The 15,310-nt window shown below is 42.3% G+C and carries 14 protein-coding genes and 1 tRNA gene; 12 read left to right on the forward strand and 3 right to left on the reverse strand.

Translation table 11 applies throughout. The features are described 5' to 3' along the window. Positions 1-38: 38 nt before the first annotated feature. Positions 39-1,070 carry a small ribosomal subunit biogenesis GTPase RsgA gene (rsgA, locus tag RM556_RS03050; RefSeq protein ID WP_311373810.1) on the reverse strand — a complete coding sequence of 344 codons (1,032 nt, stop codon included), beginning with the start codon at positions 1,068-1,070 and terminating at the stop codon, positions 39-41. Positions 1,071-1,168: 98 nt separating this feature from the next. Between rsgA and orn the strand changes: the two genes are divergently transcribed. The 6 genes from orn (at position 1,169) to RM556_RS03080 (ending at position 7,815) form a co-directional block, all read left to right on the forward strand. Continuing rightward, complete coding sequence (orn, locus tag RM556_RS03055) at positions 1,169-1,714, forward strand: oligoribonuclease (RefSeq protein ID WP_311373811.1); 546 nt, start codon at positions 1,169-1,171, stop codon at positions 1,712-1,714. Between the two features lie 112 nt (positions 1,715-1,826). Beyond that, positions 1,827-1,902, forward strand: a tRNA-Gly gene (locus RM556_RS03060). A gap of 269 nt (positions 1,903-2,171) precedes the next feature. Further along, positions 2,172-3,200: a LacI family DNA-binding transcriptional regulator gene (locus tag RM556_RS03065; RefSeq protein ID WP_311361784.1), complete on the forward strand. Its 1,029-nt coding sequence runs from the start codon at positions 2,172-2,174 to the stop codon at positions 3,198-3,200. A 58-nt stretch (positions 3,201-3,258) separates the two neighbouring features. After that, positions 3,259-3,657 (forward strand): hypothetical protein, encoded by a 399-nt coding sequence (locus tag RM556_RS03070; RefSeq protein ID WP_311361785.1) that lies wholly within the window; start codon positions 3,259-3,261, stop codon positions 3,655-3,657. Positions 3,658-3,754: 97 nt separating this feature from the next. Next, positions 3,755-5,047 carry an extracellular solute-binding protein gene (locus tag RM556_RS03075; RefSeq protein ID WP_311373812.1) on the forward strand — a complete coding sequence of 431 codons (1,293 nt, stop codon included), beginning with the start codon at positions 3,755-3,757 and terminating at the stop codon, positions 5,045-5,047. 35 nt (positions 5,048-5,082) lie between these two features. Continuing rightward, on the forward strand, positions 5,083-7,815 hold the full coding sequence (locus tag RM556_RS03080) for an ATP-binding protein (protein ID WP_311373813.1): 2,733 nt from the start codon (positions 5,083-5,085) through the stop codon (positions 7,813-7,815). Between the two features lie 21 nt (positions 7,816-7,836). On the opposite strand, the gene RM556_RS03085 is transcribed toward RM556_RS03080, so the two are convergent. Further along, the gene (locus tag RM556_RS03085; protein WP_311362092.1) at positions 7,837-8,253 is read right to left on the reverse strand and encodes a hypothetical protein; all 417 of its coding nucleotides are present in this window, start codon (positions 8,251-8,253) and stop codon (positions 7,837-7,839) included. Between the two features lie 403 nt (positions 8,254-8,656). On the opposite strand from RM556_RS03085, the gene RM556_RS03090 reads away from it, so the two are divergent. After that, complete coding sequence (locus RM556_RS03090; RefSeq protein ID WP_311373814.1) at positions 8,657-9,244, forward strand: uracil-DNA glycosylase family protein; 588 nt, start codon at positions 8,657-8,659, stop codon at positions 9,242-9,244. 31 nt (positions 9,245-9,275) lie between these two features. On the opposite strand, the gene RM556_RS03095 is transcribed toward RM556_RS03090, so the two are convergent. Then, a complete protein-coding gene (locus RM556_RS03095; protein ID WP_311373815.1) occupies positions 9,276-10,751 on the reverse strand; it encodes a methyl-accepting chemotaxis protein in 1,476 nt (491 codons plus the stop codon). Positions 10,752-11,015: 264 nt separating this feature from the next. On the opposite strand from RM556_RS03095, the gene RM556_RS03100 reads away from it, so the two are divergent. From RM556_RS03100 to ilvN, 5 genes are all read left to right on the forward strand, one after another. Then, positions 11,016-11,603, forward strand: a complete 588-nt coding sequence (locus RM556_RS03100) for a DedA family protein (protein ID WP_311373816.1) — start codon at positions 11,016-11,018, stop codon at positions 11,601-11,603. Between the two features lie 226 nt (positions 11,604-11,829). Next, positions 11,830-12,324 carry a DUF4442 domain-containing protein gene (locus RM556_RS03105; RefSeq protein ID WP_311373817.1) on the forward strand — a complete coding sequence of 165 codons (495 nt, stop codon included), beginning with the start codon at positions 11,830-11,832 and terminating at the stop codon, positions 12,322-12,324. A gap of 204 nt (positions 12,325-12,528) precedes the next feature. Then, positions 12,529-12,909, forward strand: a complete 381-nt coding sequence (maoP, locus tag RM556_RS03110) for a DUF413 domain-containing protein (protein ID WP_311373818.1) — start codon at positions 12,529-12,531, stop codon at positions 12,907-12,909. 186 nt (positions 12,910-13,095) lie between these two features. Continuing rightward, positions 13,096-14,811, forward strand: coding sequence for an acetolactate synthase 3 large subunit (locus RM556_RS03115; protein WP_311373819.1), 1,716 nt, complete (start codon positions 13,096-13,098; stop codon positions 14,809-14,811). Beyond that, positions 14,811-15,308 (forward strand): acetolactate synthase small subunit, encoded by a 498-nt coding sequence (ilvN, locus tag RM556_RS03120; RefSeq protein WP_311361794.1) that lies wholly within the window; start codon positions 14,811-14,813, stop codon positions 15,306-15,308. The genes RM556_RS03115 and ilvN overlap by 1 nt, the downstream gene beginning before the upstream one ends. The last annotated feature ends 2 nt before the right edge of the window (positions 15,309-15,310 follow it).

Below are 15,310 nucleotides of genomic sequence, written 5' to 3' on the forward strand. Positions count from 1 at the left end.
AAGCATATAAAAGAGAGGAATTAAGTTAGTATGTACCATTACCCTTTAGAATAAGAGGGACGGTTTTCATCTAGGGAGTCGACTATTTTATGGTAACTCTCGTAACGGTCTTCACTGATTTTACCGTCGATAACCGCTTGTCTAATTAGACAACCAGGATCAGTACCATGTTTACAATCGGTAAATTTACAGCCACCTAAATAATCCCGAAATTCGATAAAACCAGAGGTGACCTTTTCCACAGGTAGGTGCCACAATCCAAATTCACGGACACCCGGTGAGTCTATTAAGTCACCACCTTGCTCAAAATGTAGTAATTTAGCCGCAGTAGTGGTGTGCTGGCCCAAACCTGAGTTTTGAGATATGTCACCTACAATCTCGTCAGCATCAGGTAATAGTTGATTAATGATACTAGACTTGCCTACACCACTTTGACCAACAAACACACTCACTTTATCTTTAAGTAAAGTTGAAAGCTCTTCGACACCTTCTTGTGTCACACAACTCGTGTAAATGACGCGATAACCGATCTCTTCATAAATATCGATAACCTCTGCGACGTACTCACGGTCCTCGTCAGTAAGCAATTCCATTTTATTAATGACAATGACTGGTGGTATGTCGACGTCTTCACAGGCAACTAAATACCGATCGATGATATGAGCGGAAAGCTGAGGTACAATCGCATTGACCACAATGATTTGGTCAATATTTGCTGCAATGGGTTTCACACCGTCATAGAAATCGGGACGTGTCAGTGTGCTCACTCGATCAAGCACCACCTCGATTACGCCTCTATCTCTTTCGTCGTCTGATAAGCTAGGGCGAAATAGAACCTGATCGCCACAAACAACAGAGTTAATAGTGCGACGGATATGGCACTTGTGGACTATTCCATCTTTGTCACACTCAACATTAGCATGCTTGCCAAAACGGCCAATGACTCTGCCTTGAAGTTGTTCACCCAAGTGGGCGTCATCCGTTGTATGCTGCTTTGAAGCCAGTCGTTTTTTGCGATTCGTTTGCACCTGACGCTTTTGACGATCGGATAGTTTCGGTTTTTTAGCCACGTTGACCTTTTCAGTGAATAGTTATTGGCGCTTTACGTGTGTGCATGTTACCTTTTTTAGCCTGCTTTTTCATGGCATTTAATTTAGACGAGGGGCGTATGTCATTTAACGAAGAAAATTTGGTGTGGATCGATATGGAAATGACAGGCTTGGATCCTGAGGTTTGTGTGGTCATGGAAATTGCAACGATTGTGACCGACAAAGAATTAAATATTCTTGCTCAAGGCCCTGTGATTGCTGTCCATCAACCGAGTGAAGTGCTCGACAATATGGATGAATGGTGTGTGAAAACTCACGGTGCAACCGGTTTAACAGAGCGTTGCAGAAACAGTGAGTATGATGTTGAAGCTGCAGCGAAAGAGACTATCGCGTTTCTGGAGAAATATGTGCCCAAAGGTAAATCTCCATTGTGCGGCAATTCGATAGGTCAAGATAGACGATTTTTAGTGAAGTACATGCCTGAACTCGAGGATTACTTTCATTATAGAAATGTCGATGTGAGCACCGTGAAAGAGTTAACGGCTCGCTGGAAACCAGATGTGTTAACTGGTTTCAAAAAGAAAGGCGTGCATTTAGCATTAGACGATATTATTGAATCGATAGACGAGATGAAGTTTTACAGAGAGCATGTGTTTAAGATTTAAGCGCTGATTGTTCAATATGTGGCGCATTGCGCATTTCAATCGCTTAAATCAAAAATAATTGAAAAATACACTTGCACTGTGCGCATATTTTTGTAAAATGCGCCTCCACATTGCGGGAATAGCTCAGCTGGTAGAGCACGACCTTGCCAAGGTCGGGGTCGCGAGTTCGAATCTCGTTTCCCGCTCCAAATTTACAAAAAAGCACAGTGAAAACTGTGCTTTTTTGCTTCTAGATCGAATAAATTCAGTGAATCTCCTTTTTCTGTAAAAATAGAAGCTCAATGAAAGCGCTTTATTTTTATTTTGTTCCATAAAAACAATGCCTTACAGTCTTGGGTTTAAGCCGGTATCGCTTAAACGATTTAGACGAAATATCGGTGATAATCGCCGTTTTTCTCGCTTTTCGCTATGTATTATGGCAGTTTGTTGGGCTAGGATTATCAAATAAAAAAAAGACATGGAAAAAGCCATTTCGCAAAAGGATGTAGCAAAAATCATCGGTGTTTCTACCGCGACCGTTTCAAACGCATTTAATCGACCAGACCAACTATCGACTGAACTAAGGCAACGAGTTTTATCTGAATGCGCGAAGCTAGGCTATTCAGGTCCCCATTTTGCCGCGCGTTCTCTGCGCTCTGGTCGCTCTGATGTTGTTTGTGTCATGCTGTCGGATACCTTAAGTTATAGCTTCTCAGATCCCATGGCAAACCTGCTATTAGAAGGTATCTCGGATGTACTAGCCGAGAATCAAAAACAGATGCTATTAATGTCTTCGACTATTTCTTCAGACGCTCAAATTCGCGCAGAAACGTTGCCTGATGGCTTCATCTTTTATGGCACACCTCGAGGTTCGAGTTTTGACAGGATTCTAAGTTTAGGGAAACCTTGTGTCACGGTAGATTTTACTTATAAGAATTTGCCCTCATTAAACGTCGACAACTATGGGGCTTGTTGTGAACTTGCAAAAGCAGCAATTAGAGATAAAAACGACCTTGTTGCAGTCATCGGAATGCGTTTTCTAACCGCCTCTATTGTAAAGCGTTTGAGCAAGCAGGACATGTCACTTCCATCAAAAGAAATTACATGGTCGCGTTTGTTAGGCTTCAAAGCAGGTGCAAGTGACAAGGGTGTTGATATAGTCAGTGATAATATTATTCACTTACATCGCAACAAACCCAAAGAAGCTGAAATTGCAGCCCGCCTGTTATTGATGCAAGAGCAAAGACCCAATCTTATTTTGTGTATGAGCGATGTTATTGCCCTAGCGGTGTGTCGTGTAGCACAGCAGTTGAATCTTCGAATACCTGAAGACCTCAGAGTGACCGGATTTGATGATATTGAGGAGGCTCGGCATGCAAAAGAGGGGTTAACAACGGTCTTTCAAAATGGCATTGAAAAAGGCAGAGAAGCTGCAACAATGTTACTAGAGGGAGTGACCGAGCATAGAAAAGTGCCAGTTGAACTTCGTTTGCGAGGAACCCACTGAAACTTTTTTCGTTAATATAGTTCAAAGGAAATATTGATTTTAAAAAAGGAATGAAGCTATGTGCAAAAGGATTTTATTGTGTTTATTGTTCGTATCAGCTTGGGCGCAGGCAGACGAAGATACCTTAACGCTGGATAGAGTTGTCCCGAATAATTTCGAATTAGCGTTCCCGAATGACTCGAATATTCAACCTACAGAAAGTGATTTTCGCATTGTTAATTTAGCGCTAATGAGCAATGAAGCTGGAGAACGATGGGCGGTTGCTACTATTAAGAACATGGCAAGCGGTCGGCGAACTCTGACCAAAAGTGACTTAATGGCCTTAACTGCTAATGGACGAAGAATTCACCCTCGTGAGTTATCACAAAGCTTCAATGGCGATGAAACCATTTCATTAGTCGTTAACTTTGGTGAAATCAAGTTTCCGTTGTTGTCGGTGTATACGCGGAATGACTAATCAAGTAAAAATAGCTACAACTTCGATTCGTATATGACAAATCCGTCAAAAAAGAGTACCGTATTCCTTCAATTTGCTTATTGACTCGGAACTGGTAATGACGCTTCCAAAAAACACACATAGATTAGCAAACCAAGGCAGAAGGCGTTTAGTTAAAGGACTTGCCACAGCTGGCGTAGCCGCGGCTACGGGCTCATTCTCGACTTTTTCTATAGGACAAGCAAAGCCAAAACTCAGAATCTTAGGCACTCATGTCACGCTTCAAGAAGAGTTACGCCAGAAAGCAATGGACGACCTTGGTATTGAACTCATCTTTGAGCCGAAAGGTAGTGCCGCTGTGCAGCAAAAAGCGTTAACGAATCCAGATAGTTTCGATTTGTACGAACAGTGGTCAAATAGTATTAATGTGCTTTGGCGCTCAGGATCTATACAAGCTATAGACAAAAAGCGTATTTTGCATTGGGATGAGATCAACTCGCTAACTAAAACGGGCAGAATTACTTCATCAGCAAAAATTGGTGCGGGCGACGCCCCTTACAAGCTATTGAACGTGCAAAACGACGGTAGTTTGAATGCCGAGCAGACCGAGCAAGCTAGTTTTTTGCCTTATGTTCACAACGTCGACTCATTTGGATACAACACGGACTTTATTGACGAAGGGGTTGCCTACGAAACAGAAAGCTGGGGTTGGCTGTTAGATGAAAAGAACAAAGGTAAAGTAGCGATTGTCAATGCCCCAACCATAGGCTTATTTGATTTGGCCCTTGCCGCACAGGCGAAAGGCTTAATGCGCTTCCAAGATATAGGAGCCATGAGTGTGCAAGAACTGGATCAGTTGTTTAGCATACTGATCGCTTACAAAGAACAAGGCCATTTCAGTGGCTTTTGGACATCGGTCCCTGAATCTGTGCGTTTCATGAAAACCAAGCGAGTTCATATTGAAAGTATGTTCTCACCTGCTGTATCGAGCTTAAATGGACAAGGAGTCCCTGTTACATTTGCAGCACCCAAAGAGGGGTATCGAGGCTGGCACGGCGTGATGTGTCTATCTTCTCGCACGCAAGGCCGGGTTAAAGATGTTGCTTATGAATATATGAATTGGTGGCTGTCTGGCTGGCCAGGTGCTTTCATTGCTCGACAAGGTTATTATATTTCTAATCCGCAGCGCTCTCGTAAGTACCTCTCTGCTGCTGAGTATGATTATTGGTATGATGGCAAAGTTGCCACTGAATCTCTAAAAGGAACTGATGGAGCTGTCTCTGTTTTGAAAGGAAGTACTCGCCGAGGTGGCAGCTATGAAAAGCGCTTCGAGAATGTTGCCGTTTGGAATACCGTCATGCCAACTTATGACTATAGTCTTGAAAAATGGTATGAGTTTCTAAGTGCATGATTATATTCGTGATTATCAAGGATAAGAAATAATTCATGAAGTTTTCATTGAAATTGCAGATTGCAGTGTTTTTGTTAGTGCTGCTGGCAGTCTTAGCTGCACAGTTTTTCTTTTCTCAATTGAATCAAAGAGAGTTCCAATCTGCTTTTAAAGATTACCAACAAACGGTTAGCGAAGAAAAGCTAGTAAGAGAGCTCGAAAGGGATGTTCTGGATCTACAACGTCAAGTCTTGGTGTTTAAAGATACAGGTAGCCGAGCAGCGAAAAAACGCTTTGCGGTGTTAATCGAAGAAGTGAAAAAAGGTGTTCAAGACTTACAAACGTTTTTCTCTCAAAATAATCAACGAACAGGCATTCAAACATCCGAAACTCTTCAAGCGATGACGCAACATCTACTCGACTATGAAGTTAACTTCAATGAGGTAATCATAGGTCGAGACCAAGGAGAAGAGTATTTCAATCAGGGTGTATTGGTAGCCTTGGGTGAGTTACTTGATTTGAGTGAACAGCAAATCAACACTTATCAGATTTCGAGCGAGTCTTCGTTTCAATATAAATTACATCTTACCAGTGCAGAAACAATTGCATTTAAATATAGAGCTAGGCCAAGCTCGTCGTTTTCTCAAGACTTCAAGAGTGCGCTGAATAACGCAGAACTAGCGATACAAGACATGCCTTTATCCCCTGAGAGCAAGAACCTCACTTTGCGCCAACTGCAAACCGCTCAAGATCAATTTATTAAGCTAACACATACCATGCAAGGCTATACGTTTTTGGTGAATGTGGTAATGGCCGGTTCTGCAAATGAATTCCTTTATTTGGCCTCCGAATTGTCATCTCAAGCTGCACAAAAAGCGGCCCAAAATGATAAAGAGATTGACAGTTCTATCAATAGTTTGGAGCGAAGCTTAACTGTATCTTCTAGTATTGGATTGGTAATAAGTATGCTCATAGCGCTCTTTGCATCTCTCAGGATTATTTCGCCCATTCAATCTATCACAAAAGTTTTCCAAGGCTTAACGCGTGGCGAATCAAAATTAGATATTCCATACTCTACTCGCTTGGATGAAATCGGTAACCTTGCCAAAGCTGCACAAGTTTTTAGTGATAAGAACCAGCAAACTAAAGACTTACTTGCTGAATCTCGAGACTTATACAAATTGCAAGGGTCACTTAATGCGAAACTAGAAGAAGCAAAGCTTACTGCTGAGCGTGCTAATGCATCCAAGAGTATCTTTCTTGCAAATATGAGTCATGAAATTCGCACACCTATGAACGGCATCATTGGTCTAGTTGATTTGAGTTTAAAAGAAGATTTAAGTACGAAAGTACGAGCCAATCTTGAGAAGGTAAACTATTCCGGTCAAATTTTAACAAATGTAATCAACGATATTCTTGATTTTTCTAAAGTAGAGGCTGGGAAGTTAGAGATAGAGAAGGGGGTTTTCTCGTTTTCCTCTCTGCTTGATGGAGTGCTTGCCGTGTCTGCATTGAGAGCGTCTGAGAAAAACTTAAACATGGAGTTACATGTTGATCCAAATTTACCCACGGAAGCTGTCGGTGATCCTCTGCGTTTGTCTCAAATTATTCTAAACCTAACTAGCAATGCCATTAAGTTTACGAATTCAGGCAAGGTGTCAATCGAGTTCATAATGAATGACAGTGAAGAACCCGATTTTTTTGTCTTAGAAATCATGGTTGCAGATACTGGTATTGGTATTGCGGAAGAGCAAAAGGAACATATATTCACGCCATTCAAGCAAGCAGATGAATCTACCAGCCGCAATTTCGGGGGGACTGGTTTGGGCTTAGCTATTGTGACTCAGCTCATTAATTTAATGGATGGCTCTATATCTCTTGAAACTGAGCAAAATGTCGGCAGCCAATTTACCTGTAAAATCCCTCTGAAAATGGTGAAAGGCAGTCACTCATTACTGCAAGACAAAGAAAGATTTCAGTCACACTTTTACTACCTTACAGAGGCTAAAGATAAAGCCCTCATTCGCGGCGATTATATAGAAAGGGTGAGTGGGCAGGTGACGTATGTTGACTACTCCGACGCAGAGCAATTGCTTGACTATATAGGAGCTGATGAGATTGTATTATTTGATATTAGTAGTGGAAAGCAAGCTCGCAGCTTGACTCCGTTTATAGAGCGATTAAAGGAGCGAGATATTAGGTTTGGTGCGGTTACACCCGCTCAGCCAGAGCAGCTAAAAAGTATACTTGAAGTCCAATGGTCATGTCCTATCATTGCTCACCCTTTTACCTTAGGAAACTTCTACTATTTCGTCATTGGTTTATATGGGTTCTCCAATAAAGACGACGTCGATTCAGTCATGATATATGAAAAGCACCCCGAGCAGAAAAGAGCCTCGGAACAGCGTTATGAAGGTCATGTTCTTTTAGTAGAAGACAATAGTATTAATCAAATAGTAGCAGGTGAAATGCTGCTGTCCTTAGGCTTAAGCTACGATATCGCAGAAGATGGCGTTCAAGCGGTTACGAAGGTAAACAATTCACCGCACTACGATCTTATTTTAATGGACGTGCAAATGCCGTTATTGGATGGGACCCAGGCAACGCAGAAGATCAGAGCCGCAGGACACAATGAGGTTCCCATCGTAGCGCTCTCAGCCAACGCGATGAAATCAGACTATGAAAATGCACTAAATAGCGGCATGAATGACTATCTAACCAAACCCATTAAGTTAGAGGCTTTGGAAAAGATGATTAAACGTTATCTTAAAAAAACTCAATCACAGTAATAACATTACGTTTTTGTAGGCTTACTCTTCAATAATGTATGTGTAACGTCCATTAGGTGTTCTCCGAAATTTACCGGATGATAAATCTCCGTTATCCATGATGGCATCGAGTTGTGCAATATCTTCCTCTGAGGCCGTCGCCCCATCTATTGCGATGCCAGCATAACTATAACCATCGGGGCCTTCCCAATTCCAATTGCCACCTAGTAATGTGTTACTTGCCCAATCACTCGCATTAATAAATAAGCCCGTTACTTGCGGTAAAGTGAGGTGAGTGTCGTCGGGATAGTCTCCATTTACTTGTTTGGCTACCTCAAACGCACGAGCAAAACTGCCTATCTGAGTGGCCATTTCTGTTAATTGGGCCCGCAATACGTATTGTTTATATTGGGGAACAGCTACAGCTGCTAAAATACCGATGATAGCAACGACAATCATAAGTTCGACCAATGTAAAACCGGATGATTGTTTATTTCCCTTATGGTGGCCTTGGGACTTTTGATCTTGATTACCGATAGTGACGCTATGATAAACTGACATCGTGATTCTCCAATTACAGTTGATTCAATAAACACGTTTTGTACCTCATCGAACATATCACCAAGGGAATACTGCTGGTTTATTGGCCCGGATACCCTAGTATTGCGTGGGGAGAGCTACTGAATTCAATATGGAAATGCGAGCAGTGACATCCAACATGTGTCTGTATAGCAATATAGCAGGACGTTTGCTCTATTACTCCAGAACAAAAGTGACTATTAAGTAAGAGTACAGTAAGGTATTTCTAGCGAAACTTGCGACACTTCAAAGGGGGCATGCGGTAATTATAAAGGAGAGGCAATTGAAAGATGACGGTGTGTTTTCGCAGACTATTTGTGATTTAAAAAATTGTCGCACTTGCGAGCAGCGCTTGCCTTTGGGTGCAAACCCAATATTTCAGCTGCATCCTATGGCTCAAATATTGATTGCAAGCCAAGCACCTGGTAGTGCCGCCCATAATTCGGGCATCCCTTTTCAAGATCCCAGCGGTAAACGTCTGCGTTCATGGCTTGGTGTTAATGAAACTACATTTTATCAAGCAGATAAATTTGCGATCATGCCTATGGCATTTTGTTATCCAGGTCGGGGGCGAGGGGGCGATTTACCGCCATCCAAGGAATGTGCTCCGCTTTGGCACGATAAACTCCTACAGCAAATGCCGAATATTCGTTTAACGCTAGTGATTGGGAAGTATGCTATTAACAGCTACATGCCGCATCTAAAGAACAATAAGCTGACGGATATTTTAATCGATCAGGATTTTACGAGAGCGGAAAAGATTGTATTGCCTCATCCCAGCCCTCGGAACAATATTTGGTTGAAAAAAGCGCCTTGGTTTGAAGAAGAGTGTGTCCCCGAACTTCAACAAAGGATAGCGACGCTCATTTAATACCCTAGTCACCTAGCACCTAAGTAATCTATCAATGAAAGCGGTTTAACTCTGCTCTCAAGTTCCGCACCTCAGCTTGCAGTGATTCAGCGCTGTCTTCCGAAACATCAGCACTGTGAGAGAGCGCTTGAGATGTCGTCGCCAATTCGTTCGTTGAGCGGGCTATTTCTTGTGAGGCCGCTGATTGCTCTTTTAATGCAATTGATACGGAACTCATATTTTCTGACACTTCAGAGATACCTTCTACCACTGTGTCAATAATATGTTTTGCTGAGTTTGACGAATCCGAAACCTGGGTCGCTCTGTCAACACAACCTTTCATTCTCTCAACGGAGATGTTTGATTCTTCAATCAAGGAGTGTGTAATTTCACTGATTTGCTGTGTGTTGTCTTTAGTTCTCATTGCGAGTTGGCGAACTTCATCTGCAACAACTGCGAACCCGCGTCCATGCTCACCCGCTCTGGCTGACTCGATAGCTGCATTCAGCGCTAATAAGTTAGTTTGGTCAGATATTGCAGTAATAGAAGCCATTACATGCTCAATTTGGTGGCACTTCTCTGACAGACTCTGTATTGCTTCTGACGTGAGGTTAAGATCTTGCCTTAGTTGGTCAACCTCACTATTTGAAGCAGACACGACTTCATTTGCTTTTTGGCTCGATAGTTTCGACTCCTGAGATAAGCGATTGACGTCCAGTGCCCTTTCAGCTACCGAGTGGTTGTTCGCTGTCATTTCTTCTGTGGCTGCGGCTATCGTCGTAACCTGGCCCGTGGTATCGATACTGGCTGATTTCACCCCACTAGATAGACTCTTCACGGTATCTGACACGGCAGAGATGTTATTGCTAACATTCGTCGCTTTAGAAATGAAACCGGAGAAAGAACTAATAAGTGAACTAAACTGTTTTAACTCCGTCGATGTGTTAGGCACCGATACTTTCAGATTGAATGTGTCAGGTGTTTTCATTATTTCATGAATGATGTTGGTCAAGGTTAAAGATGATAGTGCTTCTTCTTCGGATTTTTTCGTAATAAAACACAAGACTGCTCCTTCCGCGATAGCAAAGAGAGCATGGATCACCAAAATGTAGAAGGTGAGAAAAACAGGCTCAAAAATGAAAACACCACTGCCAGACGATTGAAGCACATAAAAGCCGACATGATGAACGGCGACAACAGCAACACTAGAGACAACAACTTTCCAATCGCGGTAAACACTGGTTACGGCCATTACTGCGAATATCTCAAAGTGCATGTAGGTCGCGCCCATCATTTGCTGAATATGCAAAGCGGCATACAATTGAGTGGAGATGGCTGCTACGTGACGAGTCAGCACTAGGTGCTTTGCAGTAACAAATAGTGTGAGTGGGAATGACAAAATCAATCCACCGACAATGATGCTCAACAGCAAACTATCGGTAAAAAAACCAATAAATATGCTTAATATAAATTGAAAAACGAGAACGCCACGATAAACGACGTTACCTTTGTCATGCCATGGATACATATTTATTCAACTCCAAAATCCACCAATACTTGATAGGTTATCGGCAAACACGCCAATTCGACAAATTTTTTTTTACTAAATACTGATTACTGTATGATTTTAAATACATAGACCACTCTTAAGTTGGCTATTGACCTTAAGTTTCAATGAGAAAACTGAGAAAACACCAGCGTACTGACTATTACGACTTTTTTAAGAACGTGATCTAGCCACCCAAACTTAAGGTAGAAATTGTAATTAAAACCCAAGGTAGCAGTGCAACATTTGGACACGATTCTTACTATTATTAAAGATTATGGTTGGCTAAGTTATCTTATCCTTTTCGCGTATTGTGCTTTAAAAAGTGGTTCCTTGCCTTTGTTTGCTGGTATTGCAGCACAACTAGGAGCGCTAAATATTTTTGTTGTCGCGACATTAGTTTTTCTAGGTGGCTACTTAGGGGACGAGCTTCGTTTTTACATAGGCCGCAAGTATGGTGTTCAAGACCTTTCCTCAAGACCTTGGTATCAACGTTCGGTAAGCGCAGCGAAGCGCCTGTTAGCGCACTACGGTAAAGCTTACATTTTCTTGTATCGATACCCCAAAGGCATGCGTACTATCGGTGCTCTGCCAGTGGCGTTGACTAATATGACGTGGACAACGTTCACTTTATTGAATTTTACATCTGCACTGCTTTGGACCTTCGCAATGGTCGGTGGTGGATATATGTTTGGTTCAGCGATTGAGAGACTGGTTGGTGAACACTGGGGGGTATTCAGTGTTTGTTTGCTCTTGGTGTTTATTTTTGTTTCTTATATCGCATTGAAACAAGTCAACAAAAAAGTGGCTAAAGCGACTGACGAGCTTATTTGATCAACATAAACATAAGAGAGACTATTCTTTTCTGACTATTGAGGGTTAAATGCTCCTAAGCCATAAAAATAGAAGTCTCTAAAGTCATCGTACCAGATGGTCTGTTTGTGCTATGCTTTCCTCCATATGAATGAACCTTCTCCTTTGCGCTTGTCGCATCGGTCGGGTTCGTGTTTATTTATAACCTCTTGCGTGCAGTGAGGTACACACATTAAAAGGTGTCAATATGTCAGTCACTAACCCGCTAAGAACATTTGCCGACAATGCAATGAAAAAGCCAATTTGGTTACGTTTTAAATTACTTACCTGGTTGTTCAGATACAAAGTGAAGTTGGTCGGTACTTGCAAAATCGATATTAAAGATACCGACCTACAAACAGTGACCTTTTTTGTTAAAAATAGAAAGAAGGTGCAAAATCATATTGGCAGTGTTCACGCGGCAACCATGGCACTGCTGGCTGAGTCAGCAACGGGCTTTGTGGTTGGTGTGAATTTACCAGGTGACAAATTGCCCTTGATCAAAAGTATGAACTTAAAATATATCAAACGTGCTTATGGTGATATGCAAGCAGTTGCTACGCTAAGTGACGAACAGGTTGATATGTTGCAAACTCAAGCAAAAGGTAACTTTTTAGTTTACGTTAAAGTGACCGATGAAAGCGGCGAAGAACCAGTGTTAGCTGAAATGCACTGGGCATGGATAGAAAAACCCAAAAAGTAGTTAAAAATGATGATGTTTTTGGCAGATCTTAGATGCGTTCTGGACCAATTAGAATATGGCTCTGCACTGTCATAAAACTGTTATGAAAATATGTTTTTCTACCGATAACTAAATTAGGTGTTGACAAGCCCTGAACTAAAGATTACTAATGCGTTTTGTGGCGAGTTTCAATGTTTTTGTTTTGTTTTCGGGGAGAAATTACCTGTGTCGAAATTGAATAGAGAATCACTTTTAAAAAGAATGTTTAGCGACCCTAAGCATTATCCTTATGGCTTTTCTCGCAGTGGTGATTTTTCAATCGCTGAAAGTAAGGCCTTGTCGCAATACGGTTGCCTAATTGCTGCATTGGTTGATGGACATCTTAGTCCTTCGAATGACGAAGAAGCGGGCTTTATTGCATCAGCAATCGGCAATAAACCACCAGAATCGATAGCAGAGCGTGCTTGGATGAAGTATCAAAGTCGAATTAACCGACCGAAATATGCCAGCATTCATGGTACGAAGAAGTCGAATAGCGAGAGCCGCTCAGATGACGACTTAGTAAATGATATAGATGATGATGTAGATATCGATTTGGATGATTAATTAGGTACCCTATCCTATTTACATTAATTTAACATCTGGTTGTTAGTATTTTCATCCTAATATTGCGTAATATTGGGATATATGTTTCACTTTTTCCTTATTTGGGTTTTAACTTGTTGCATGCTGGGATATATTCCGGCGTGTAGGCTTTATTTTTTGTACAAAAACACGTAAGGAGATTATCCTGTGAAGATGATGTCGGGCGCTGCCATGGTAGTAGAGGCCCTTAAAGATGTAGGTGTAACGCATCTGTTCGGTTATCCGGGCGGAGCGGTACTAGATATTTATGATGCTCTGTTCGCGCAAGAAGATGTTAAGCATGTTCTCGTACGTCACGAACAAGCGGCAGCACATATGGCTGACGGCTATGCTAGAGCAACTGGCAAAACCGGCGCAGTGCTAGTCACTTCAGGTCCTGGAGCAACAAATACTATCACTGGCATCGCGACAGCATTCATGGATTCTATCCCTATGGTGGTGCTATCTGGGCAAGTACCTTCTATGCATATTGGTGAAGATGCCTTCCAAGAATGCGACATGGTGGGTGTTTCAAGACCAGTAGTAAAACACAGTTTTCTTGTGAAAAAAGCCGAAGATATTCCGATGGCTATCGCAAAAGCCTTCTATATTGCAAACACTGGCCGTCCAGGTCCTGTGGTTGTCGACTTACCTAAAGATATTGTCAACGTTCAAAATGAGCACCAATACGTTTTCCCAAAAGACGTAACAATGCGCTCCTATAATCCAACGTTGAAGGGCCACAGTAAGCAAATTAAGAAAGCAGTGAAGCTGATGCAAAACGCACAGCGTCCGGTGTTGTATGTAGGTGGCGGTGCAATTGCAGCTGAAGCTGCACCTTATGTCACTCAACTGGCTGAACTACTACATGCTCCGGTATGCAGCACACTTATGGGCTTAGGCGCGTTCTCGTCAGTTCACGAGCAATTTATTGGTATGTTGGGCATGCACGGCACGCTTGAAGCAAATAAGACCATGCATAATGCCGATTGTATTGTCGCCCTAGGTGCACGTTTCGATGACCGTGTGACTAACAATGTCGACAAATTCTGTCCTCACGCGGATATTATTCATGTTGATATTGATCCGGCATCTATTTCTAAAATTGTGAATGCGCATGTTCCTGTTGTTGGTTCAGTAGATAAAGTGGTCTTGCAGATGCTTGATCAGCTCGCTGATGTTGATTTTAGCGGACAAGCTGAAAAGTTAGCTGATTGGTGGGAACAGATTAATGATTGGCGTGCGAAGAAATGTTTGTCTTATGACGAGCCATCGCAGGTGATCAAACCACAACGCGTTATCGAGTCCTTATATAAGCACACGAATGGTGATGCTTACGTGAGTTCAGATGTGGGGCAGCACCAAATGTTTGCAGCCTTATATTACCCATTTGCTAAACCGCGTCGCTGGATTAACTCTGGTGGTTTGGGAACGATGGGCTTTGGCTTACCCGCTGCTATGGGGGTTCAGTTTGCCTTTCCTGATGCGGTATCTGTGGTTGTTACAGGTGATGGCAGTATCCAGATGAACATCCAAGAGTTATCTACCTGCCTGCAATATGGTTTACCAGTGAAAATTATTTCTTTGAATAATCGGGCTTTGGGTATGGTAAGACAGTGGCAAGATATGATCTATAAAGGTCGACACTCACACTCATATATGGATTCTATGCCAGACTTCGTTGCCTTAGCTGAAGCTTATGGGCATACGGGAATAAAAGTCGACTCGCTCGACGACCTAGATGATGCAATGGCGAAATGCTTTGCTACTGACGGTTTGGTATTTATGGATATTGCGGTAGATCAGAACGAACACGTTTACCCAATGCAAATAAAGTACGGTGCAATGGATGACATGCGCTTAAGTAAAACGGAGCGCACATAATGAGAAGAATTATTTCAGTATTAATGGAAAACGCCCCTGGCGCATTGTCACGTATTGTCGGAGTGTTCTCGCAGCGTGGCTTTAACGTTGACTCGCTATGTGTTGCACCCACCGATGATGAGAGTTTGTCACGCCTAACAATCATTACTCAGGGAAGCGACAAGGTAATTGAGCAAATCACAAAGCAAGTCAACAAACTGATTGATGTACTAAAAGTTGCTGAACTCACCGAAGGCCCGCATATTGAACGCGAGCTGATGTTAATAAAAGTAGCTACTCGGACAGAGCTTTCGCGAGCCGAAGTAAAACGGAATGTGGATATCTTCCGAGCGAGAATTTTAGATGTTAACGCAACTAATTATACTATCGAAATAACGGGTACAAGCGAAAAACTCTCTGCTTTTGAGGATGTCATGTCACAATGTGCCGATATTACAGAGACCGCAAGAACCGGTGTTTGTGGCCTTGCTCGTGGCGAGAGAGCGCTACGACCCTAGCT

The sequence above is a fragment of the Alteromonas sp. W364 genome (assembly GCF_031846205.1).
GTDB classification, from domain to species: domain Bacteria; phylum Pseudomonadota; class Gammaproteobacteria; order Enterobacterales; family Alteromonadaceae; genus Glaciecola; species Glaciecola blandensis.